Here is a 20390-nt window from a genome sequence, read left to right on the forward strand (position 1 = left end):
GCAACGGCAAGACGTCGGCGGCGACCAGGCCAGAGATCGGGACTTGGCGAAGCTCACCGTCAACCGGCCCATCGCAGACGCTGCAGGTTCGCACCGCGTCGCAGCCCCACACGTCTGGGTCGAGCGCGGCGAAGTCCGCCTCTACCGCACGGGTCACTGCCCGCAGCCGCGGAAACGGCGGACGGAACTTGAAGTTGCCATAGAGGACGCGCGTCTCACCGTGCTGTCGGCTAGCTTCGTGCACCTGGTCAGCTCATACGGGTACCAATGCAGCCGGTGGGAGGTGTACGGATCGAAGACCTCGAGGCTGGTCATTGACCCAATCTTGGGCGGGATGCGAACCAGATTCGTGCCGTAGAGCACCAGACGTTTGACGGCGGTCAGCTTCGCGATCGTCGCCGGTAGCGTGACGATTTGCCGCCGCTCAGGAGCAGTCAGCTCCACGAACGGCTTGAACACCGTCCGCCCATCCGCTGCGGCCTCGTCGATCAGCGCCAGCAGATGCCGCCAGCCCGCCGCCTCGGTGTCCTGACGGTCCCCGTGGAAGACGACGCTGTTCGGCCGGGTCGCGACCGAGTGGCCGACGCAGCGGCAGTGGTCGCGGGCCGGACCGCCCGCATTGGGTCCGACCGCATCCGCGAAGCGATTGGGAAACAGATGCGGCGTGATCTCGTTCGCGTCCACGCCGAGGACCCTATCGGCACCCATCGGCCGCTTGCGCGCTGTCATCGGCTACTGCAGAAAGCGCGACGTGCTCTCGGCTGGCCGCAGCAGGCGGAAGGTCGCCACGGCTCTGATGGTTCCAGGCAGGTTCCGGCCTCGGCAGGTCGGGGCCGAGCACACCGACCGGGCTGGCGATCGGTGGACGCAGCCCTCAGCGGACGCCAGCCAACCCCGGGGCAGACAATCGGAAGCGCCACGAAGAACAACGTTCCGACAGCGGAGCTCGGGTTGTTCCTGCAACTGACGTTGAGCGACTACCGTCAGCGCGTGCTCGATCCCACGATCATCTTCGACACCTCCGGTCCTCTGGAGAGCCCGCTCACCGACGAGGTTCTACGGGAGGTGGAAGCGCAACTCGGGCGCAAACTACCCGCCGCGTACGTCGACCTAGCCCGGCGACACAACGGCGGACTGTTGGCTCGTAACGCCCACCCCTCGCCCAGCCGAACCTCCTGGTCCCCAAGCCACGTAGCGGCGTACACACTGGCGGCGATCGGACGGACCGCTCCCTTCAGCCTGTGCGGCGAGCTCGGGAACGCGTTCTGGATAGCGGAGTGGGGCTACCCGGACATCGGCATCTACATCGCCGACTGCCCCTCAGCGGGCCACGACATGATCGCCCTCGACTACCGATCCTCAAGCACACCGACGGTCGTGCACGTCGACCAGGAATGGAATTACCAGATCACCGTCCTCGCCCCCGACTTCGAGACGTTCCTGGTCGGCCTCGTCGACGAAACCGACTTTGATGGGGACGATTGATCGCCCGGTCGGCACCTACCCCAGCGATCCTGAGTGCAGAGTCTGACCCGTCACTGACGCCTTCGGTCGCCGAAGAGGTCCTGAGCCTGAAGGGCCTGGTCAAGGCGCTCCCCATGGGATCGGTGTCTCGGATGACGGAACTGCGGAGGACTCCAGCAAGCTCACCCGCAACGCTCCACATCAATCTGCAACACGCCTGCAGACGTGGCCTCAGGCGAACCCAGACGCCGACCGGCGCCAGCCATCCCGGGAGCCCAACGCCTGACCACTTCGACCTCTACTGGGAGGTCACGCCGCACCGCTGCACTGCATCACTACAGGTCACAGCCATCGTCTCTCTCCGGCGTCGGTGAGCACTTCGGGCGCGGAAACCACTTCGCCAACCTGCACCCAATCTGCTCCCTGTTGCAAGGCCAGGCCCACCAACAGCTCCTTACCGCCTTGACCTGCGCACACTCCCCTGCCAGGCCACATAAAATCTTGTCGACCGCTGTGCAGAACCGTAGAGCACTCCGCGGGAAACAGGACGCCGCACCCGCTCTGACCTGGGTAAACGTGGAGCCGCAGGCAGGGGTGGGTGCAGTTGAGGAACGTTCCATGCCGTTGGGCGCAGTTCAATGCTGTTCAGGGCACCCCGTTGCTCCCAACCTGCTCCCCAAACCGGGCTCGCAGTAGCCGGCGGCGTATGCGGATCCGCTGGGCGGCGCCCCCACGTCTTGAGCGCCGGCATCGGCGGTCGGGCTGGTGTCGCGCTCGATCGCGGACGGATCTATGCCGGCTCGCGCACGCCGCCGGCGTTGCCACCATCGTCCGGCATCGGCTCAGCCGGGGCTTCGGGCAGTTCGTCCGGCGCGCCAGGCAGAAGGACGCCCGCGTCGTCGGGCACCGGTTCACGCGGGTCGATAGGCGGATACTGTTCGGGGTCGAGATCCGGTCCAGTCATCAGGCGAGTATCCGTCGTCTTCCGGACTGCCGCTCGTCGGGCCCGCGAGCCGGACGGCCTTCCCCTCGCCTTAGGCGACTGCCGGCACTGATCCGTCGGCTGCCTGTCACCTCGGGCGGTGCTCATCGGCGTCGGCCAGAGCCCACTCGCCCCGATGGCCACGTGCCCCGGAGGTCAACCAATCCGGCGCGGGGTTGCTCGTCGGCTGAAGTGCCTGGCATGATCCGGACATGATCGAAAGAATCGAGTCCTCTGTCCGCCGGTGAGCGTGACACCCGAGCCTGGGCTGCTCGGACCTCAGCTGTCGTTATTTGATCATGCGTTGCGAATGCATCGCGAGGATCCCGACGAGCCTCTTCTCCGTGACGGTGAGCCATATCCGGATGAGGAACAGCACCGAGGTCGGAAGTCCCGTCCTCGAGAGCCGGAGGATCGGCGCCGCAGCGGTGCTGATGTCGCCGCCGTTTTGGATACGCATTTCGCTGATCCGTCCGCCGTTCCAGGCGATCTTGCCGAAGCGTTCCATGACCTCTATGTTCCGATCCATCCCAATGAACACATCGCGGCTGCTGCCTGTCGCGTGGACGCCGAACGTGTCCGAGCGACCGGTCGCTGGCTTGTCCAGCACGCGACCGATCGCTGCGCTGCGACTGTTGGTCTGGCGTTGCTGACCACCGTATGGGATGACGACGACATCGAGTTGATCAAGACGATCGGCTTGTTGTCGAACCGCTTCGGCCCGCTGGCCGCCCGCGCGCTGGAACGGCGGTTGTGGTGTGGCGGCTCGGACGCATTGCTGTGGCTGGCCGAGCGGGTGACGGGCTGGGGAAGGGTCTATGTCGTGGAGTCCTTGTGCACGGTCGGCAGCACCGCGGCGCGGCCGTGGATGCTGCGGCGTGCCTGCGATGGCGACTACCTCAACCGATACTTCGCCGGAAGGGTCGCCACTGCGGCGCACCTGCATGAGGCGATCACCGCTGCGAATCCTGACAGCGAGTTGGTCGATCACACCGGCCTGCTGCTGACCATCATGGCCGACAGCAGCGGCACGGGCATCACGCTCGAGCACTATCCGCCCGCCTCCGCCGTCCTAGAGGCCCACTGCGAACATGCCGGCCGTCTAGAGCCATCGGTAGAGCGTTTCGTCATCGCCGCGCAATTGGCTGAGCACTTGCGACGTTCAGCGTCGGAACGAATAGCTTGGCCCAAGGGCGGACGAGAGCGCGTTCTGGGCGGCTATCTCTCCCTGCTCGATCGCGACGACTGGTGCACGGTCGCTCGCGCTGGGCTGGCCGCCGATGATCACCGTGTTACCTGGCTAGCCGGAGCGCTGGCACCATGCCTTGGGCTTCGAGCGTTCACCCTCAACGACAAGTAGCGCCCGGAGGGGAGGCTGGCGGGAAGCGTGCACGGTCTCCCGCCAGCCTGTCGCCGGTCGTCCTCTTGTCGGTCTTGTACTGGTTCGACTCGGATGACGGGCCGCCGGGTCCTGGCGTTAATCATGGCCGCGTCTAGCACGCGAAGATCGAATGCACTGACATCGGGCATGAGCGGACGCCGCCCAACTGTCGACCGGGAGCACCCATGGCTGACCTCTTCGGGTTCGCCGAAGGGGTCACCACAGAGGATGCGCTGGCCACGGCGTCGCGAGTGGGATCGGTGTCTCAGATGACGGAACTGCGGCGGACTCCAGCAAGCTCACCCGGAACCCTCGACCAGCGGCATGAAAGTGCGTTGTGTCCTGAGTGTGGGTGGTCGGCGTGAGCGCGGCTGCGATGACCGTTGCGTGGCGCAGTATGTCCCCTGATCGAGTGGCTCGACGATGTCTGGTCTCGGGCACACGCCGTGCAGATTGTCGAAGGTGGTGAGGACAGCGGTCCTCTTGCCGGTCGTGAAATTCTGGCCGAGCTCCCAGATGCCGGGTCGGTTGACGCGGCGCGCGTGTTGGCCACGACGGGTCGCTTCATCGGTGACGTCTGTCGTTGTCACGGCGGGCCGACGATCGTGCTCCGCGATGTGGCGGGCGCGGTGCTCGCCAGCGCTGGTTTGCATGGCCACGGCTCGGTCAGCTGGGAGCGGTCGCGGTTCCGTAACGAACTCGTCGTGGCAGATCCTGGGTCGCTCCACCTGTTTCTGGCGGGGCTCGGTGTACCGGATCAGCTGGCGTCGTTCCTGGCACCCTTGGCCGACCTGCTGAATCTGCAGGAGGACCGCCCGCAGTTCCGGCCCGCCGGGCGCGAGGGCAAGCGGTACCTGATTGAACGTGGGGTTCCTAGCGTGCTGCATCCCGTGTTGGTCGCCGTCACCGGTCAGCAATGCGGCGAGCTGTCCGACACGGCGCTGCTCGGCCTTGCTCAGCGAATTGCCGTCGGTGACGTGTAGCGCCCACGGAGTTGGGCAGGGGCCCTCGTGGGCGGTGTCCGGACAGAGCGTCTCGACCAGACGGTCAGTCAGGGCATCGACCTCGCTGGCGGAGGCGATCACAGGGATGGTGATCCGCCATAGCTGGGCCCGGACGCCACCTGTCTCAGGAGTGGTCATACGCGGCATCTCCAAATGTTGGCGTGGAGGCCGGCACCGGCTCAGCAAGCCAGCGCCGGCCTCGCCTACAAGCCCGGGTCAGCTAGACGGAGAGGGTGATCAGGGCCCACATCCGCACCAGCTGCCATAGGTGCCCCGCCAGACCTGGCTGTAGAAGAATAGACCCCCGGACCATCGGTTCCAGCGGCATCTTCTGGCGCCGCTGACCGACCGATCTTCTGCTGGCCGGGGCGCCGAACGTCGGAGCCCCGGCCAGTGGCCGTTGTGGTTTCTCAGCGGTCGGTCGGTTGCATCCGGACAAGAACCGGAGTCACCCGGTGGTCGCGGAGGTCCGTTCCGACCGGTGATCCACGACAGTGGCTGGTGGGATAGGGGCGTGCGGGTCGAGCCGGCGTTGGAGTCGTCGCAGCGGGGCGGGGGCCCACCAGTTGGCTCGCCCGGCGAGGCGCATGAATGCCGGCACCAGGATGGCGCGGATGATGGTCGCGTCGATCAGGATCGCGATCGCGATGCCGATGCCGATCATTTGGAGGTACATGACCCTGCCGGTGGCGTAGAGGGAGAACGACACGGCCAGGATGACGGCGGCAGAGGTGATCAGGGGAGCACTACGCTGCAACCCCTCCAGCACCGCTCGGGTGTTGTCGCCGGTGGCCTCGTACCGTTCCTTGATCCGGGAGAGCATGAACACCTCGTAGTCCATGGATAGTCCGTAGGCGACGCAGAACATCAGGATCGGGAAGGCGGGGTCGAGAGTGCCGATCGGCGTGAAGCCGAGCAGTGACGAGAACGCTCCCCCTTGGAAGACGAACACCAGCGCGCCGAACATGACGGAGAGGCTGAGCAGGTTCAGCACGGTGGCCTTGACCGGGATGAGCAGACTGCCCGACATCAGGAACAGCAGCACGAACGTGATGGCGAGGATCAGCGCGGCGACCAGCGGCACCCGTTCCATCAAGGTGGAGCGGAAGTCGGTCAACTCGGCCGGGTACCCGCCGACCAGCACGCGCTCGAACGGCGCCGGCTCGGCCCGGATCCGCTCGACGAGTTCGGAGACCTCGGTGCCGGCGAGCACGTGGCGGGTCGGGATCGCCTCCAGACGGGTGCCCGTGGCACTGGTCAGCCGTTCTGGTTTCGGTGCCGGGCGTGCCAGCGTACCGTCGACGAAGACGCCGACGGCCGAGTTGACCTGCGCGATGCCGTCGATGCGCGAGAGTTGGGCGGCGTAGTCGGCGGCCCTGGCGTCCGGGCGTCCGGCTGGGGCGAGGATGTGAATGGCGTCGTTCGCCTCCTGGGCGAAGTTGGCGCGTAGCTCGTCGTACGCCTGGCGGGTGGACGCCGACGGCGGCAACACCCGGTCGTCGGGCAGGCCGATCCGCAGCCCCAGCGCCGGCGCGCCGAGCACCGCGATCAGGACGAGCCCGGCGGTGCCGAACAGCAGCGGCCGTCGCATCACGCGGGCACCGAAGCCGTACCAACGCCGGCCACTGGCCGCGCCGGGCGAAGCGCCGCGGGGCATCGCCCGGGGGCCGAGCACGGCGAGCGCCCCGGGCAGCAGGGTCAGCGCGCCGAGCACCGCCATCGCGACGACCAGGACGCCCGCGTAGGCGAAGGAGCGCAGGAATGGGTACGGGAACACGAGCAGCGCCGACAGGGAGGCGGCGACCGTGAGCCCGCTGAAGATGACGGTACGGCCGGCGGTGCGGACCGTCGTCGCCACCGCGTCTGGTGTCCGCGCGCCGGCGGCCAGTTCTTCGCGGAACCGCGCGATGACGAAGAGGCTGTAGTCGACGCCGAGACCGATGCCCATGACCAGCGTGATGTTGGCGGCGAACGTCGACACCTCGGTGACTCCGGCCAGCAGTCGGAGCCCGGCCAGGGTGCCGAACACGGCGAACAGTCCGATGCCGAGGGTGAGCAGGGCCAGCCGTACCCGCCGGTACAGCGCGAACAGCAGGATGACCATCAGGGGAATGATCAGTATCTCCGCTCGAACGAAGTCCGTCGTCGCCTGCTGGCTTATCTGGGCGGACGCCGCCTCCGCGCCGGCCACCTGCACGTCGATCGTCTCTGAGGTGTGCGTGAATGCGGGCAGCAGCCGTTCCCTGATCTCCGCGCGCGCGGTCGTGGCGTCGCCTTCGACGTGAGCGAGGACCAGCGCCTGCCGGCCGTCCGAGCCGCGCAGCATCGGGTCGCCCCCCTCCGTCCAGTACGACCACACGTCGGCGACGAGTGGTCGGCTCCGCAGGTCGTCGGAGAGTTGCTGAGCGGCGGCGCGGGTCGCCGGGTCGTCTACGGTACCGCTGTGGGCGGTGATCAGCAGGATGAGGTTCGCGTTACCGGTGTCGAAGTCCCGGCGCAGCACCTCCTGGGCGTGAACCGACTCGGTGCCGGGCGCCTCCCAACGGCTGAGCACCAGGACGCCCATGGCGCCGGCCCCGACAGCGGCAAACGCCAGGGTCACGATCAGACCGGTGACGAGCGTGAGCCGACGATGGCGGGCAACGTACGCGCCCAGCCGGTGCAGTGGTGACATGCACGGTCCTCTGCTAAAGTCAAAACACGAGCGGTCGCCCGTATTTTGACAATACGAGCGACCACTCGCGTTAGTCAAGGCACTGTCGCAACGCGAAGGGGTACGGGTGACTGAGGCGCATTCGGTCAAGCGGCAGGCACGGGGGCGGCAGCGGATCGCCGACATCCTCGACGCGGCGCTCGCCCTGTTTGCACAGAACGGGTACGAGGGGACGAGTACCAACGCCATCGCCGCCCGTGCCGGCATCTCGCCCGGTTCGCTGTATCAGTTCTTCCCAAACAAGGAAGCGATCGCGGAGGCGCTCTCCGCCCGGCTGCTAGAGCAGATGCGGGCCGCGCACTCCTCGGCGTTCGACCTGGCGCAGGTCGCCGACCTGACGTTGCCCGAGCTGATCGATCGGATGGTGGACCCGCTCATCGCGTTCAACCTGGCAAACCCGGGTGCGAAGGCACTGATGGCGAACACCGACCTGCCGGCCCGCCTGCAAGGGGCGGCGCGTCCGCTGCAACAGGCGGTGGTCGACAGGGTAGCGGCTATCATCGGAGCCCGTTCCCCCCAGCTGCCCGCCGCCGAACGGAACCTCGCCGCCATGGTGGCGGTGCGCATCGTCGTGGCCATGATGCCGCCCATCGTGGCGGCACAGGGAGCCGAGCGGAACGCCCTGATCGCGGAGCTGAAGAAGGCGCTGCACGGCTACGTCCTCCCGGTCGAGGCCCCCTGACGCAGAGCTACGATGCCCCGCACCTCAGCCAAGGGCTCTCCACTCCGCTCACCGCACCGGAGGGCCCGACGACTACCCGCCGCCCGACAGGCTGTTCGCGCACCCGAGGCCCATCAACGCCCGACCGCTCTCGTCACGGCCCAGGACCGACGCTGACCCGATCGCCAGCCGTGCCGATATCCGCTTATGTTCGATATGCAGGTGATCGTGAGGCTCAAAATTGTGGCGCGAAGCGCCCCGATCACTCTGCATATCAGGCGTTATGCGGCCCGCCAGGGCGAAGGTGATCGAAGATCACCCACATAATGCCGATGAGCGGATATTGGATCATGCGCAGCGTGTGAGGCTGTCGACGCCCCTTGCGGCTCTGGACAAGCGGGCTGTCAGAGGGCTGACGATCGAGTATTGGCCAGGTGGCGGTTAAGCAGCCGTCATCGGTTTCGCGTCGATCTTCGCGGGCCAGGCGAGCATAGCGGCTTCGGCGACGGCGAGAAGCTCATCCGTGCTGGCGCCGTCGCGCGCGTGCTGGGACATGCCCTGCAGGATGACGCCGACGAGGACGGCTAGACGGTCGGCGTCGGTGCCGGCGGGCAGCCGGCCGTCGGCGACGTCGGCCTTGATCCGCTTTCGCAGCGCGGTGATGTTGGCGGCCCGTTGGGCGCGCAGCAGGTCGGTGATGTCAGCCGACGCTGCGGTGCAGTTGACGGCCGCGCTGATGACGAGGCAACCAGGTGGATGCTCGGGCCGGGTGTACTCCACCGCGGCGGCGCGTAGCGCGCGGGCGACACCGTCGCGCACGGACTCCTCCGCCGCGAGTGCCGTCGCGAAGAACGCGCCGTGAGTCTGCTGATAGCGCTCGACCACCTCGCGGAACAGAGTCTTCTTGTCGCCGAACGCCGCGTAGAGGCTGGGTGGGGTGATGCCCATGGCTGCGGTGAGTTCGGCCACCGACACCGGCTCGAAGCCGCGTTGCCAGAACTCGTGCAGCGCCGTCAACAGGGCCTGGTCCCGATCGAAGGCTCGGGGTCGGCCACGCCGACGGGGACGATCATTGGCCATTGACACATTCTATAGCGCTCGCTAGCCTGATGCCAAGAAATACATAGTGATTACTACAGAAAGGTCGGACGGCATCATGGCACTGCTCAACGGCAAAACCGCTCTGGTCACGGGCGGCAGCCGAGGCATCGGTCGGGCAATCGCCACACGACTCGCGGCAGACGGCGCTCTCGTCGCCGTCCACTACGGCACCAACGAGGCAGCCGCGAACGACACCGTCACCTCCATCACCGAAGCCGGCGGCCGCGCGTTCGCGGTCCGCGCTGAACTGGGTGTACCCGGCGACGCGCAGGCGCTGTGGTCCGCCTTCGACGCCGGCCTCACCGAATCCGGCGCCGAACCGGGCGTCGACATTGTGGTCAACAACGCCGGCATCGCGAGCTCCAACGACCTGGCCAGCACGACCGAGGCCGAATTCGACAAGATCTTCGCCGTGAACGTGAAAGCCCCGTTCTTTATCCTTCAGCAGGCCCTGAACCAGTTGCGGGACAAAGGCCGGGTCATCAATATCTCCTCCGGCACCACCCGCATCGCCGCACCCGCGATCATCACCTACTCGCTGACCAAGGGCGCCATCAACACTCTCACCTTCACCCTCGCCAAACAGCTCGGCGAACGCGGTATCACGGTCAACTCGGTGGTCCCCGGCATCGTCGACGTGGACAGCAACGCCGTCTGGCTGCGGGACAACCCTGAACAACTCGCTTTCTGGGGCTCCTTCTCCGCGTTCGACCGGGTCGGCCAACCCGCCGACATCGCCGACGTGGTGGCCTTCCTCGCTTCCGACGAAGCCCGCTGGGTCACCGGCCAGCATCTCGACGCCACCGGCGGCGCACACCTGTGACACATCCCTATGCGGAGACGCCGCATTGCGAGGACTGTGGAGATCCGTCGGCCAGCACGTCCGGCCGGCCCTCAGTACCCGGCACTTCGTGATTCTTGCGCCCACACGCACGCTCGATCAGGTGCGACCCGGTTCGTGATCCTGGTCGGACTGCGTCGAGGAGGACGTCGAGGACAGCCAGCGTCGTAACATTGCGCGCACGGCGGCCGCAGGTCGCCTGCCTGCGGACACAAGGGGAGCATCGGGTTAGGAAACCGATGCTCTAGCCCTGGGCGCTGGACGGTCATCTTTCGCGAGCACAGGCAGGCCAATCATGGCGCTTGCACTACCAGCTCCGGTCGCGGACCCACGACGCGAACGCCGGCCGACCCGAACCCACGCCCGCCACTTGAACCGCACTTCCTGACTATTTGCCGCACCTGCTGGCTGGCATCACAGAATCTGGTCCGGACAGCGTGGACGGTTCACAAACTACCGTGGCGGCCTCACTCAACAAAGGCCGCGGCATGGGTCAGTTGCTCATCCCATGGCTGATCGGCAGCAGGCACAGCGCCGAACAGGCAGAGCAGTGGCTTAATGAGCTTCCCGGATGGACCGCGACGGACCATCAGGTCTTGGACGACTTCGCGTCAAGGATCACAACAACGTGGTCCGCCAGGTCCCGGCAAAGCACCGAGACCTGGGTACACGACCTCGCAAAGGGACCGGCGAGTGGGCGGACCACCGGACCGTCTGCAATCAGTCGGCCCGCGAGCCGGGACCCGGGGCACCCTCTCGTGATGTGGACACCGGTCGCGCCGAGACACAACCGCGCTGCTCCCAATCTGCTCCCAATATAAGCGGCACATGCAGCAAAGCCCGTTACCGACTATCTCGGTAACGGGCTTCTGACCAGCACAAACTGAGAGTGGGCGATGCTGGTATCGAACCAGCGACCTCTTCGGTGTGAACGAAGCGCTCTCCCACTGAGCTAATCGCCCTCAGCGCCCATGACTCTACCCGATCGTGGAACCGGACCGGAAATCCGGGGTCAGTGCGTCGCGAGGTACCGCATCGCCTCGGCGACCACGTCGATGCCGAGGCTGTACTTGAGGGACAGCCAGACCACCGTGGCCACGAAGACCAGGCCGACGGAGCCGAGGACAATTCGCACCAGTAGCGACTGTCCCGTCACCCAGCGTGTCCATCCGTGGACGTGGCGGCGGGTGAAGCCGAGCAGCCGGCGCGCCCAGTGGTATTCGACGGCCCAGATGCCCAGGCCGGCGATCACCAGCAGCCAGCCCGGCCCGGGGAGCGGGATGAGGGCGATGCCGATGGTCACCACCAGCGCCCCGGCGATCGTGATGAAGATCTTGAGTGCGATCCGGCCGGTGGGGTTGGCGCGGATCAGGTCCAGGGTCAGCGAGATCCGCTCGCGCCAGCGGGGGCGGCGCGGCTGATCCTGCACGGCGATTCCGCCGCCACGACCACCGGCATCGGCACCGCTACCGCGACCTGCGCCGGCGTCACCACGACCGGCGCCATCGCCGCCGGGACGACCGGCGTCGGACGCCGGCCGACCGGCCCGTTCGGGCTGCTCCATCGGCACTCCGTACCCCCGCTTTTCGGCTGCTCGGACCGCGACTTTTGGCGGGCCGGGTGCCGCCGCCGGATCCACTGAGGATTGCTTCGTCACCATTTCACCCCCCAGTGTCGCTCGGGCCCGTCACTGCAACGGCCGACTGGACGTTACCGGAGTAAGTCGACGACTGAGCCACCCGATACCGGGCGGGATCACGCACTGGGCAGAACCGGAAATCCTACATGAATGCTCACATTCACGCGGCCTTTCCGTCCCCCTTCCCACCACTGGGTGAAGTCAGCGTATGGCGGAGCGTAGCCAGGAGTAGCACCTGAGTATGGGAAAAGCGGGACACGCGCGTTCCGCAGCGGTGCCGGGGGGAGAACGTCCATGAGTGTCATCCGACCGACGACCGTAGAGGTCGAGACGTCGCTAAGGCTCGTCGCACCTGACGCCACCGCCTTGCCGGTGCGTGCCAGTCTGCGTTACGACCCTGCTGACCCGTATGCGGTCCATGTCCTGTTCCATGCCGAATCGGCCGGGGGCGAGGCGGTGAGTTGGTCGTTCGCACGCGAACTTCTGGTCACCGGCCTGGACGAGCCGGCCGGCATCGGGGATGTGCGGGTCTGGCCCTGGGCCACACCGCGCGGCGACTTCGTCGCGCTGGCCCTCTCGTCACCGGACGGCAACGCCCTCTTCGAGGTGCCGCGCAGCGTCCTGGTGCGTTTCCTTCGACGGACCTACGTCGTCGTCCCGCGCGGCCGTGAGGCCGAGCACCTGGACGTCGACACGGCGGTGAACCGGCTGCTCGCCGGTCGCTGACCGCCCAGAACGAGCAACACCGGCCACACCGGGGCCGCGCGGATCTGCCGAGTCCGCGCGGCCCCGGCACACCAGCCCCCAGGGGTACGCGGACAGCCCGCCCCGGGTCGGCCGGTGCTCAGCCGTGCGTGGTGATGCCGCCGTCGACGGGAATGACCGCGCCGGTGAGGTAGGCGCCGGCGCGCGACGAGAGGTAGATGGCGGTGCCGGCCATGTCGTCGGGGCGTCCGATGCGACCCAGCGGCACCTGCTGCTCGATGGCGGCCCGGCTCGCCGGGTCGTCGAGCGCGAACGCCATCATCTTGCTCTCGAACGGGCCGGGCGCGATCGCGTTGACGGTGATCTGCTCACCGGCGAGCTGGTGGGCGAGGCTGCGGGTGAGCATGTGCACGGCCGCCTTGGTGGCCGAGTACGCGTACACCTCCATCATCGGCACCCGGATGCCGTCGATCGACCCGATGTTGATCACGCGGGCCGGGTCGTCGGCGCTGGCGGCGGCGCGCAGCGCCGGCAGCAGCGCGGTGGTGAGTCGGAAGACGGCCTTGACGTTGACCGCCCAGAGCTTGTCGAACGCGGCCTCGGGGTAGTCCTCCAGCGGCGCGCCCCAGGTCGCGCCGGCGTTGTTGACCAGCACGTCGAGGCGGTCGAAGCGCTCGCGTACGGCGGCGGCCAGCGTTTCGGCACCGGCGTCGTCGCTGAGGTCGGCGGGGATGGCCTCGCAGCGGCCCTCGGCGGAGAGGGTGGTGGCGACCGCCTCGCAGACGTCCGCCTTGCGCGACGAGATGATCACGTGCGCGCCGGCCCGAACGAAGCCCTGGGCGATCATCAGCCCGATCCCCCGGGAGCCGCCGGTGACCAGGACCGTCTTACCTTCGACCGAGAACAGCTGCGTCATACCCATCCCATCGCGAGTCGGCGGGGGCCGCCGGCCGGTCGGGGTGACCGGTGAATGCCGGGTGGACCGCGGACCGGCGGCGCTACCGCCGGGTAACGTAGCCCGGCCGCCGGGACCGGGACAAGCCCGTGGCGCGCCGCGGATTCCGCTACGAACGTCGATCGGGATGCGGTGACCTGCGGTTCGGGCTACCGTCGCAGGCGATGGTCTCCACCGATCCCTCCCCCGCGCCATCGATCGGAACGGCGTCTCCCGTCACCGACGAGATAGCCACGTTCGCGCTGGCCGATCTTGCCGGTGACCCGGGCTGGCGTCGACCGGTGATCGTCGAACGAGAGTTGCTGATTCTCACCACCCGTGGGCACGGCGACGCGGAGCTCGACTTTCATCTGCTGCCGTGCCGGCCAGGCACGCTGCTGCGGGTGCGCCCCGGCCAGGTGCTGCGCTGCGCCGGCCCCCAGTTCGACGCCACCGTGGTCGCCTGGGACGCCGACGCGCTGCGCGACCTCGACGTCGACCTGACCACGACCGCGACCTGGCGGCAGTTGGCCGGTGAGGACGAGGACGCGGTGATCAGCGAGGTGAGCCAGTTGGCGGTGGACTGTCAGCGACACCCCGACGGCCCCACCGCCCGCGCGCTGCTCCGGCACCAACTGGCCGTGCTGCTGCTGCGGCTGGCGCTGGCCCACGCCGACCGGTCGCCGGCCCGCCCCGAGGACGAGACGTTCCACCGGTTCCGCCGCGAGGTGGAGCACGGCTACTCGTACACCCGGCGGGTGGAGGACTACGCGGCCGAGCTCGGCTGCTCGGTGCGGACCCTGACCCGGGCCTGCCTGGCCGTCACCGGTCGCAGCGCCAAACAGGTCATCGACGAGCGGGTCGCGTTGCAGGCCGGCCGGCTTCTCGCCGCGACGGATCAGCCGATCGCCCAGATCGGCCGGCGGCTCGGCTTCTCCGAACCCACGAACTTCGGCCGCTTCTTCACCCGCGAGGTCGGGGTCAGCCCCGGGGCGTTCCGGGCCGCCCGGGACCACCCGGCCGGCCGGGTGGTCCGACCTCGACCGCCGGCCGAGTCGACGGGCACCAACGGCGGCCGGTTCCGCTCCGGCACCCCCGGCGAACCCGCCAACGGGGGGCACGCCACCAGACCCGGGCCGCCCGCCGGAGGGCTGGGCGGCACCGGCCGGGCATGATGGCAGGGTGCAGATCTCCGCGCGCGGCGACTACGCGGTACGGGCGGCGTTGAGCCTCGCCACCGCGTACCCCTCGCTGCTGTCCACCCAGGCCATCGCCGCGGAGCAGGACATGCCCCGCAAGTTCCTGGAGGCGGTCCTGGCGGATCTGCGCCGGGCCGGCATCGTCCGCGCCCAACGCGGCGCCGAGGGCGGCTACACGCTGGCCCGCCCGCCACGCGAGGTGACCGTCGGCGCGGTGCTGCGCGCCGTCGAGGGCCCACTTGCCGGGGTACGCGGGCTGCGCCCCGAGGAGACCCGGTACGAGGGCTCGGCGGAGAACCTGCCCGGCCTGTGGGTGGCGGTCCGCGCCGCCGTGCGGCGGGTCGTCGACGAGGTGAGCCTCGCCGAGATCGTCAGCGGTCGACTGCCCGCGCACGTCCGCAAGCTCACCGCGCTGCCCGACGCGTGGGAGCCCCGCTGACCCGGGGCCGGCTCACAGCGTCCACACCACGTCCTCGGTGCTGAGCCGGGGCAGCCGCCGCTCCCAGGCGTCCGGGCCGGGGTGGCCCAGGTTGAGCAGCAGCAGCGCCTCGTGCCGGCCGTCGGGGAAGAACTCGCCGGTCACCCCGGCCGCGTCGAACCCGGCCATCGGGCCGGCGGCCAGCCCGGCGGCGCGTACGCCCACCAGCAGGTAGCCGATCTGGAGGGTCGCGCTGAACCGGGCCTGTTCGGCGCGGGTCGGCCGGTCGCTCAGCCAGTCGCGGGCCTGCGGCCGGTGCGGGTACAGCTCGGGCAGCCGCTCGTGGAAGTCCACGTCGGCGGCGAGCACCGCCACCAGTGGCGCGCTGGCCGTCTTCGCCCGGTTGCTCGACGAGACGTACGGCAGCAGCCGCGCCCGGGCCGCCGCCGAGCGGAGCAGCAGCACCCGCAGCGGCTGACCGTTGTACGCGGTCGGCCCGTACCGGATCAGGTCGTGGATCGCCGCGACCTGGGCGTCGGTGACCGGCTCGTCGGTGAACGTGTTGGCCGTGCGGGCCGCCCGGAACAGCAGGTCCTGGGCGGCCCGGTCCAACACGAGCAGGTCCCGCGTGGTGGCCGCGGTCACGTCTGGACGGCGGTGGTGTAGCCGCCCCGGTGGTGCACCAGCGGTGCGCCATCGCCGCCGTCGCCGAGCGCCAACGGCTCGGCGATCACCAGCGCGTGGTCGCCGGCCGGCACCCGGTGCACCACCCGGCAGAGCAGTCGGGCCAACACCCCGTCGAGCAGCGGCACCCCGAACGGTCCGGACGTCCAGTCCGGGTACGCGGCGAACCGGTCGATGCCGCTGGTCGCGAAGACCGTGGCGGCCTCCCGCTGCCCGGCGCTCAGCAGGTGCACGGCGACGTGCTCGGCGCGGACGAGCACCGGCCAGCTCGACGACTCCGTCCCCAGGCAGAACGAGACGAGCGGAGGGTCCAGCGACACCGACGTGAACGAGGTCGCGGTGAAACCCGCCCGGATGGGCGCGCCGATCCCACCCAGGCAGGCCGGGTCGGTGGTGCGGGCCACCGCGGTGACCACGGTGACGCTGGTGGCCTGCCGTCGCAGCAGAGCGCGGAACAGGTCCCTGTTCACCGGTCGCAGCTCGGCGGTGTCCGCCGAGGGTCGCTCCACGGTGGTCATGCCGGCACCAGGGTCGACGTGGCGTACGCGCTGGCCGGTCGGGGCAGGCCGTAGTGCTCGCGCAGCGTCCGACCGGTGTACTCGGTGCGGAACAGCCCGCGGGAGCGCAGCACCGGCACCACATGGTCGACGAAGTCGGCGAGCCCGCCGGGCAGGTGCGGCGGCATGATGTTGAACCCGTCGGCGGCGCCCTGGGTGAACCACAGCTCGATCTGGTCGGCGACCTGCTCCGGCGTACCGGCGACGACCCGGTGACCCCGGCCGCCGCCGAGCCGGCCGATCAGCTGCCGGACGGTGAGCTGTTCCCGGCAGGCCAGCTCGGTGACGAGTTGGTAGCGACTCTGGTGCGCCTGCACGGTGCCGGCGGCCGGCAAATCCGGCAGCGGCCCGTCCAGCGGCAGGCCGGTCAGGTCGATGCCGAGCATCCCGGAGAGCTGGGCGAGGGCGTAGTCGGGGACGATCAGCTCCTCCAGCTCGGCGGCGAGCGCCTGCGCCTCGGCCTCGGTGCCGCCGAGCACCGGCGCGATGCCGGGCAGGACCTTCACCAGGTCCGGGTCCCGGCCGGCGGCGGTGACCTGGCGGCGCAGCTCGGCGTAGAAACTCTGCCCGTCGGCGAGGGTCTGCTGCGCGGTGAAGACCGCCTCGGCGTAGCGGGCCGCGAAGGCGATCCCGTCCGGTGACGAGCCGGCCTGCACCAGCAGCGGTCGGCCCTGCGGCCCCCGGGGAATGTTCAGCGGGCCACGGACCTGGAACTCCGGCCCGCGGTGCGCCACCTCGTGCACCCGGTCGGTGTCGGCGAACACCCCGGCCGTGGTGTCGAAGACCAGCGCGTCGTCCTCCCAGCTGTCCCAGAGCTTGATCGCCACGTCGACGAACTCGCCGGCCCGCCGGTACCGGTCGGCGTGTGCGGGGTGGCTGTCCCGGTTGAAGTTGACCGCCTCCCGCTCCTGGGCGGAGGTGACGATGTTCCAGCCGGCCCGGCCGCCGCTGAGGTGATCCAACGAGGCGAACTTGCGGGCGACGTGGAACGGCTCGTTGTAGGTGGTGGAGACCGTGGCGATGAGACCGATGTGTTCGGTCACCGCGGCGAGCGACGCGAGCAGGGTCAGCGGCTCGAAGACGGCCTGGATGTTGTGCCGGGGGTCCGGCCCCACCGAGAGCCCGTCGGCGAGGAACAGGGAGTCGAGGGTGCCGCGTTCGGCGATCCGGGCCAGCTCCTGGAAGTGCCGTACGTCGGTGACCCGACGCGGGTCGGTGCGGGGGTGCCGCCAGGCGGCCTCGTGGTGGCCGACGCCCATCAGGAACGCGTTGAGGTGCAGGGTACGGGTCATGTGGTGTCCGTCCTATCCGGCAGAGACGTCGACGCGCCAGGTGGAGAAGCGACGTTCGAGGGCGACGAGGAGCTGGTTGACGACCAGGCCGATGGCGGAGATCGTGATGATCCCGGAGTACATGTCGGCGATCGCGAAGTTGTACTGCGCGTAGTTGATGAGGTAGCCGAGCCCGGCCTTCGCGCCGACCATCTCGGCCGCTACCAGCACCAGGATCGAATACGCCCCGGCCAGCCGGACGCCGGTGAAGATGGTCGGCACCGCGGCCGGCAGGATCACCTTCTGAAACAGCCGCAGGTGGTTGAGCCCCATCGAGCGGGCCGACCGGATCAGCAGCGGGTCGACGCCCTTCACCCCGGCGATGGTGTTCAGCAGGATCGGCCAGGAGCACGCGTACAGCACCAGGGCGATCTTGGAGGTCTCCCCCAGGCCGAGGATGAGCACGAACACCGGCAGCAGGGCCAGCGCGGCGGTGTTGCGGAACACCTCCAGCAGCGGGCTGAGCAGCTCGGCGAGCGGCCGGTACCAGCCGATCAGCAACCCGAGCGGGATGGCGGTGAGCACCGCCAGGCCGAGCCCGGCCAGCGACCGGGTGAGGCTCGCGCCCACGTGCTCGGCGAGCTGCCCGCTGCGCAGCAACTCCCACCAGGCCACCAGCACCTCCGACAGCGGGGGCAGGAAGACCCGGTCCACCAGCCCGAGCCGGGGTGCGCCCTCCCAGATCGCGGCCAGCGCGGCGATGGCGACGGTGCGGTGCAGCACCTTCGCACCGACGCCGAGCAGTCGACCGGCGCGACCGGGAACGGCCCGGTCGGCCGCAGCTCGGGGCACGGTGGGTGGGCCGACGAGTCGGGTCGGACGTTCGGCGATGTCAACCAACGCGGGCCTCCTCGGGGTGGCGGACGCCGGTGCCCTCAGCCGCCTGGGCGGCCCGCACCTCGTCCCGCAGCAGGGTCCAGATCTGGTGGCGGTGGTGGCGGAACGCGTCGGTGGAGCGCACGTCCTCGACCGCGTCCCGGTCGCCGAGGTCGATGTCGATGACCTGTTTGAGCCGCCCGGGCCGGGACGTCAGCACCGCCACCCGCTGACCCAGGTAGACGGCCTCGTCGATGCCGTGCGTGATGAACACGATGGTCTTGCCGGTGCGGGCCCAGATCCGCACCAGCTCGTCCTGCAACGAGTCGCGGGTCTGTGCGTCCAAAGCGGCGAACGGCTCGTCCATCAGCAGCACGTCCGGGTCGTAGGCGAGGCTGCGGGCGATGGCCACCCGCTGCTTCATCCCGCCGGACAGCTCGTGCGGGTAGCGGTCGGCGAACCCCCGCAGGCCCACCAGGTCGAGGTGGTGCTCGATCAGAGCGGCGCGTTCGGCCCGGGGCACCCCCTTGGCCTCCAGACCGAACGCGACGTTGCCGGCCGCGGTGCGCCAGGGCAGCAGCGCGTACTGCTGGAAGACGATGCCCCGGTCCAGGCCGGGACCGGTGACCGGCCGACCGTCGACGAGCACCCGCCCCGCGGTCGGCTCGGTGAGCCCGCCGAGCAGGTCGAGCAGGGTGGACTTGCCGCAGCCGCTGGGGCCGACGACGACCAGGAACTCGCCGGGGCGTACCCCGAGGGTGACCTCGTGCAGCGCGGTGACCGCGCCGGCGCCGCCACGCCGGCTGGCGCGGACCGGGAAGGTCTTGCTCACCCGATCAAAGAGGATCTTGTCGGCGCTCATGCGCTGCCCCCGTCCACGAAGGGGTTGAACCGGTTGGTGTAGATGTCGGCGGGCTTCGGACGGTCGCCCTTGAGCTCGCCCTCGGCGGCGAGCCAGTCGATCCAGGTGCCGAACTCCTGCTCGCCGATGACGCCGCCGCGGCCGGCGACGCCGCTGCTCTTCCAGTACGCGACCAGCGACGGGTCCTCGTTGCGACCCCGCTTGCCGATGATGTCGCGCATCCGGGCGACCACGGTCTCCCGGGGTTGGGTGCGGGCCCACTCGATGGCCTTGCCAACCCCGGTGACGAACGCCTTGACGGTCTCCGGGTTGCGTTTGATGAAGTCGTCGCGGAAGACGTAGGTGCCGCCACTGAAGGCGCCGAGCAGCTCGTAGTCGGTGAAGATGATGCGGATGCCGCCGCTGGCGACCGCCTTGTCCCGGATCACCTCACCGAGCACCGCGACGTCGACCTGCCGCTGTCGCAGCGACTGCTCGATGTTGACCGGTGGCAGGGCGACCAGCTCGACCTGCTTGATCTCGGCGGGGGTGAGACCGCCACGGGCGAGCCAGGTCTTGAGCACTGCCTCGGCGTGCGCGCCGAGAGTGTTCATGCCGACCTTCTTGCCGATCAGGTCGCGGGGGCCGCGGATCGGGCTGTCGTCGAGCACGTAGTAGCCCTGGAAGGTCTGCGCGTCCGAACCGTAGTAGCTGACCACGGCGGTGATCGGGGCGTTGGCGGCGGCGAGCTTGACGATGGCGCCGTTGAACGCGCCGCCGAAGTCGCTCTGCCCGGTGGCGGTGGCCTGAATGTCCTGCGGACCACCGGTGACGTTGCCGATCCAGTTGAGCTTGACGTCGCCGAGGTAGCCGAGGTCGGCGGCGAGTTCGGGGAGGGTGACCTGACCGACCGAGCCCTGGTAGCGCAGCTCGCGGGCCTGGGCGCCGCCGGCTGCGGCGTCACCGCCGCAGCCGGCGGTGGCGGTGAGCACGACCAGCGCGGCAACGGCGGCGAGGGTACGCGGGATGGCACGACGGGGTGGGGACATGAGGAGTCTCCTGATCTGTCCAGGATGGGAGCGGGGACGCCGGATGAGGGGCGTACGGGCACGCTGCTCC

General features: G+C 69.2%; 21 protein-coding genes and 1 tRNA gene. 8 read left to right on the forward strand and 14 right to left on the reverse strand.

Going from position 1 to position 20390, the window contains the following annotated elements; all coding sequences use genetic code 11:
* Positions 1 to 153: 153 nt before the first annotated feature.
* Complete coding sequence (locus AC5L30_RS28705; RefSeq protein ID WP_494871041.1) at positions 154 to 684, reverse strand: hypothetical protein; 531 nt, start codon at positions 682 to 684, stop codon at positions 154 to 156.
* Between the two features lie 306 nt (positions 685 to 990).
* Between AC5L30_RS28705 and AC5L30_RS28710 the strand changes: the two genes are divergently transcribed.
* Positions 991 to 1485 (forward strand): SMI1/KNR4 family protein, encoded by a 495-nt coding sequence (locus AC5L30_RS28710; protein ID WP_494871042.1) that lies wholly within the window; start codon positions 991 to 993, stop codon positions 1483 to 1485.
* A 769-nt stretch (positions 1486 to 2254) separates the two neighbouring features.
* Here the strand turns inward: AC5L30_RS28710 and AC5L30_RS28715 are convergent.
* Positions 2255 to 2428 carry a hypothetical protein gene (locus tag AC5L30_RS28715; RefSeq protein ID WP_167457586.1) on the reverse strand — a complete coding sequence of 58 codons (174 nt, stop codon included), beginning with the start codon at positions 2426 to 2428 and terminating at the stop codon, positions 2255 to 2257.
* Positions 2429 to 2735: 307 nt separating this feature from the next.
* Positions 2736 to 3056, reverse strand: a complete 321-nt coding sequence (locus AC5L30_RS28720) for a hypothetical protein (protein ID WP_494871043.1) — start codon at positions 3054 to 3056, stop codon at positions 2736 to 2738.
* 36 nt (positions 3057 to 3092) lie between these two features.
* On the opposite strand from AC5L30_RS28720, the gene AC5L30_RS28725 reads away from it, so the two are divergent.
* Both AC5L30_RS28725 and AC5L30_RS28730 read left to right on the forward strand, forming a co-directional pair.
* A complete protein-coding gene (locus AC5L30_RS28725; RefSeq protein ID WP_494871044.1) occupies positions 3093 to 3806 on the forward strand; it encodes a hypothetical protein in 714 nt (237 codons plus the stop codon).
* Between the two features lie 467 nt (positions 3807 to 4273).
* Positions 4274 to 4810 (forward strand): hypothetical protein, encoded by a 537-nt coding sequence (locus AC5L30_RS28730; RefSeq protein ID WP_494871045.1) that lies wholly within the window; start codon positions 4274 to 4276, stop codon positions 4808 to 4810.
* 469 nt (positions 4811 to 5279) lie between these two features.
* On the opposite strand, the gene AC5L30_RS28735 is transcribed toward AC5L30_RS28730, so the two are convergent.
* Positions 5280 to 7505 carry an MMPL family transporter gene (locus AC5L30_RS28735; RefSeq protein ID WP_494871046.1) on the reverse strand — a complete coding sequence of 742 codons (2226 nt, stop codon included), beginning with the start codon at positions 7503 to 7505 and terminating at the stop codon, positions 5280 to 5282.
* A 106-nt stretch (positions 7506 to 7611) separates the two neighbouring features.
* Between AC5L30_RS28735 and AC5L30_RS28740 the strand changes: the two genes are divergently transcribed.
* The gene (locus tag AC5L30_RS28740; protein WP_494871047.1) at positions 7612 to 8226 is read left to right on the forward strand and encodes a TetR/AcrR family transcriptional regulator; all 615 of its coding nucleotides are present in this window, start codon (positions 7612 to 7614) and stop codon (positions 8224 to 8226) included.
* Positions 8227 to 8646: 420 nt separating this feature from the next.
* Here AC5L30_RS28740 and AC5L30_RS28745 read toward each other — a convergent pair whose 3' ends face one another.
* The gene (locus AC5L30_RS28745) at positions 8647 to 9222 is read right to left on the reverse strand and encodes a TetR/AcrR family transcriptional regulator (RefSeq protein ID WP_494871048.1); all 576 of its coding nucleotides are present in this window, start codon (positions 9220 to 9222) and stop codon (positions 8647 to 8649) included.
* A gap of 139 nt (positions 9223 to 9361) precedes the next feature.
* On the opposite strand from AC5L30_RS28745, the gene AC5L30_RS28750 reads away from it, so the two are divergent.
* Positions 9362 to 10129 (forward strand): SDR family oxidoreductase, encoded by a 768-nt coding sequence (locus tag AC5L30_RS28750; protein ID WP_494871049.1) that lies wholly within the window; start codon positions 9362 to 9364, stop codon positions 10127 to 10129.
* Positions 10130 to 11037: 908 nt separating this feature from the next.
* Here AC5L30_RS28750 and AC5L30_RS28755 read toward each other — a convergent pair.
* Both AC5L30_RS28755 and AC5L30_RS28760 read right to left on the reverse strand, forming a co-directional pair.
* Positions 11038 to 11109: transfer RNA gene (locus AC5L30_RS28755), tRNA-Val, on the reverse strand.
* Between the two features lie 50 nt (positions 11110 to 11159).
* Complete coding sequence (locus AC5L30_RS28760; RefSeq protein WP_494871124.1) at positions 11160 to 11786, reverse strand: PGPGW domain-containing protein; 627 nt, start codon at positions 11784 to 11786, stop codon at positions 11160 to 11162.
* 294 nt (positions 11787 to 12080) lie between these two features.
* Between AC5L30_RS28760 and AC5L30_RS28765 the strand changes: the two genes are divergently transcribed.
* The gene (locus AC5L30_RS28765) at positions 12081 to 12512 is read left to right on the forward strand and encodes an SsgA family sporulation/cell division regulator (protein WP_007457244.1); all 432 of its coding nucleotides are present in this window, start codon (positions 12081 to 12083) and stop codon (positions 12510 to 12512) included.
* Positions 12513 to 12630: 118 nt separating this feature from the next.
* Here the strand turns inward: AC5L30_RS28765 and AC5L30_RS28770 are convergent, their stop codons facing one another.
* Complete coding sequence (locus AC5L30_RS28770; protein WP_430500756.1) at positions 12631 to 13407, reverse strand: glucose 1-dehydrogenase; 777 nt, start codon at positions 13405 to 13407, stop codon at positions 12631 to 12633.
* Between the two features lie 203 nt (positions 13408 to 13610).
* On the opposite strand from AC5L30_RS28770, the gene AC5L30_RS28775 reads away from it, so the two are divergent.
* Together AC5L30_RS28775 and AC5L30_RS28780 are read left to right on the forward strand one after the other, a co-directional pair.
* Complete coding sequence (locus tag AC5L30_RS28775) at positions 13611 to 14600, forward strand: helix-turn-helix transcriptional regulator (protein WP_494871050.1); 990 nt, start codon at positions 13611 to 13613, stop codon at positions 14598 to 14600.
* A gap of 7 nt (positions 14601 to 14607) precedes the next feature.
* Positions 14608 to 15063 (forward strand): RrF2 family transcriptional regulator, encoded by a 456-nt coding sequence (locus AC5L30_RS28780; protein WP_030333674.1) that lies wholly within the window; start codon positions 14608 to 14610, stop codon positions 15061 to 15063.
* Between the two features lie 12 nt (positions 15064 to 15075).
* On the opposite strand, the gene AC5L30_RS28785 is transcribed toward AC5L30_RS28780, so the two are convergent.
* The 6 genes from AC5L30_RS28785 to AC5L30_RS28810 are packed head-to-tail and all read right to left on the reverse strand — an operon-like array spanning position 15076 to position 20320.
* The gene (locus AC5L30_RS28785) at positions 15076 to 15687 is read right to left on the reverse strand and encodes a malonic semialdehyde reductase (RefSeq protein WP_494871052.1); all 612 of its coding nucleotides are present in this window, start codon (positions 15685 to 15687) and stop codon (positions 15076 to 15078) included.
* Entirely contained in the window at positions 15684 to 16244 is a 561-nt protein-coding gene (locus tag AC5L30_RS28790) for a flavin reductase family protein (RefSeq protein WP_494871054.1), read from the reverse strand. Before AC5L30_RS28790 ends, AC5L30_RS28785 begins: the two co-directional genes overlap by 4 nt.
* A complete protein-coding gene (locus AC5L30_RS28795) occupies positions 16241 to 17575 on the reverse strand; it encodes an LLM class flavin-dependent oxidoreductase (RefSeq protein WP_494871056.1) in 1335 nt (444 codons plus the stop codon). The genes AC5L30_RS28790 and AC5L30_RS28795 overlap by 4 nt, the downstream gene beginning before the upstream one ends.
* A 12-nt stretch (positions 17576 to 17587) precedes the next feature.
* A complete protein-coding gene (locus AC5L30_RS28800; RefSeq protein ID WP_494871057.1) occupies positions 17588 to 18454 on the reverse strand; it encodes an ABC transporter permease in 867 nt (288 codons plus the stop codon).
* The gene (locus AC5L30_RS28805; RefSeq protein WP_494871059.1) at positions 18447 to 19292 is read right to left on the reverse strand and encodes an ABC transporter ATP-binding protein; all 846 of its coding nucleotides are present in this window, start codon (positions 19290 to 19292) and stop codon (positions 18447 to 18449) included. The genes AC5L30_RS28800 and AC5L30_RS28805 overlap by 8 nt, the downstream gene beginning before the upstream one ends.
* On the reverse strand, positions 19289 to 20320 hold the full coding sequence (locus tag AC5L30_RS28810) for an ABC transporter substrate-binding protein (protein WP_494871060.1): 1032 nt from the start codon (positions 20318 to 20320) through the stop codon (positions 19289 to 19291). Before AC5L30_RS28810 ends, AC5L30_RS28805 begins: the two co-directional genes overlap by 4 nt.
* Positions 20321 to 20390: the final 70 nt, after the last annotated feature.

It is taken from the genome of Micromonospora sp. BQ32 (genome assembly GCF_059358895.1).

Excerpts from the sequence above, each read along its gene's own strand:
- AC5L30_RS28735 (WP_494871046.1), bottom strand. The coding sequence starts at position 7,505 with ATGTCACCACTGCACCGGCTGGGCGCGTACGTTGCCCGCCATCGTCGG.
- AC5L30_RS28775 (WP_494871050.1), top strand. The coding sequence starts at position 13,611 with ATGGTCTCCACCGATCCCTCCCCCGCGCCATCGATCGGAACGGCGTCT.
- AC5L30_RS28770 (WP_430500756.1), bottom strand. The coding sequence starts at position 13,407 with ATGACGCAGCTGTTCTCGGTCGAAGGTAAGACGGTCCTGGTCACCGGC.
- AC5L30_RS28805 (WP_494871059.1), bottom strand. The coding sequence starts at position 19,292 with ATGAGCGCCGACAAGATCCTCTTTGATCGGGTGAGCAAGACCTTCCCG.
- AC5L30_RS28795 (WP_494871056.1), bottom strand. The coding sequence starts at position 17,575 with ATGACCCGTACCCTGCACCTCAACGCGTTCCTGATGGGCGTCGGCCAC.
- AC5L30_RS28750 (WP_494871049.1), top strand. The coding sequence starts at position 9,362 with ATGGCACTGCTCAACGGCAAAACCGCTCTGGTCACGGGCGGCAGCCGA.
- AC5L30_RS28715 (WP_167457586.1), bottom strand. The coding sequence starts at position 2,428 with ATGACTGGACCGGATCTCGACCCCGAACAGTATCCGCCTATCGACCCG.
- AC5L30_RS28790 (WP_494871054.1), bottom strand. The coding sequence starts at position 16,244 with ATGACCACCGTGGAGCGACCCTCGGCGGACACCGCCGAGCTGCGACCG.
- AC5L30_RS28765 (WP_007457244.1), top strand. The coding sequence starts at position 12,081 with ATGAGTGTCATCCGACCGACGACCGTAGAGGTCGAGACGTCGCTAAGG.
- AC5L30_RS28810 (WP_494871060.1), bottom strand. The coding sequence starts at position 20,320 with ATGTCCCCACCCCGTCGTGCCATCCCGCGTACCCTCGCCGCCGTTGCC.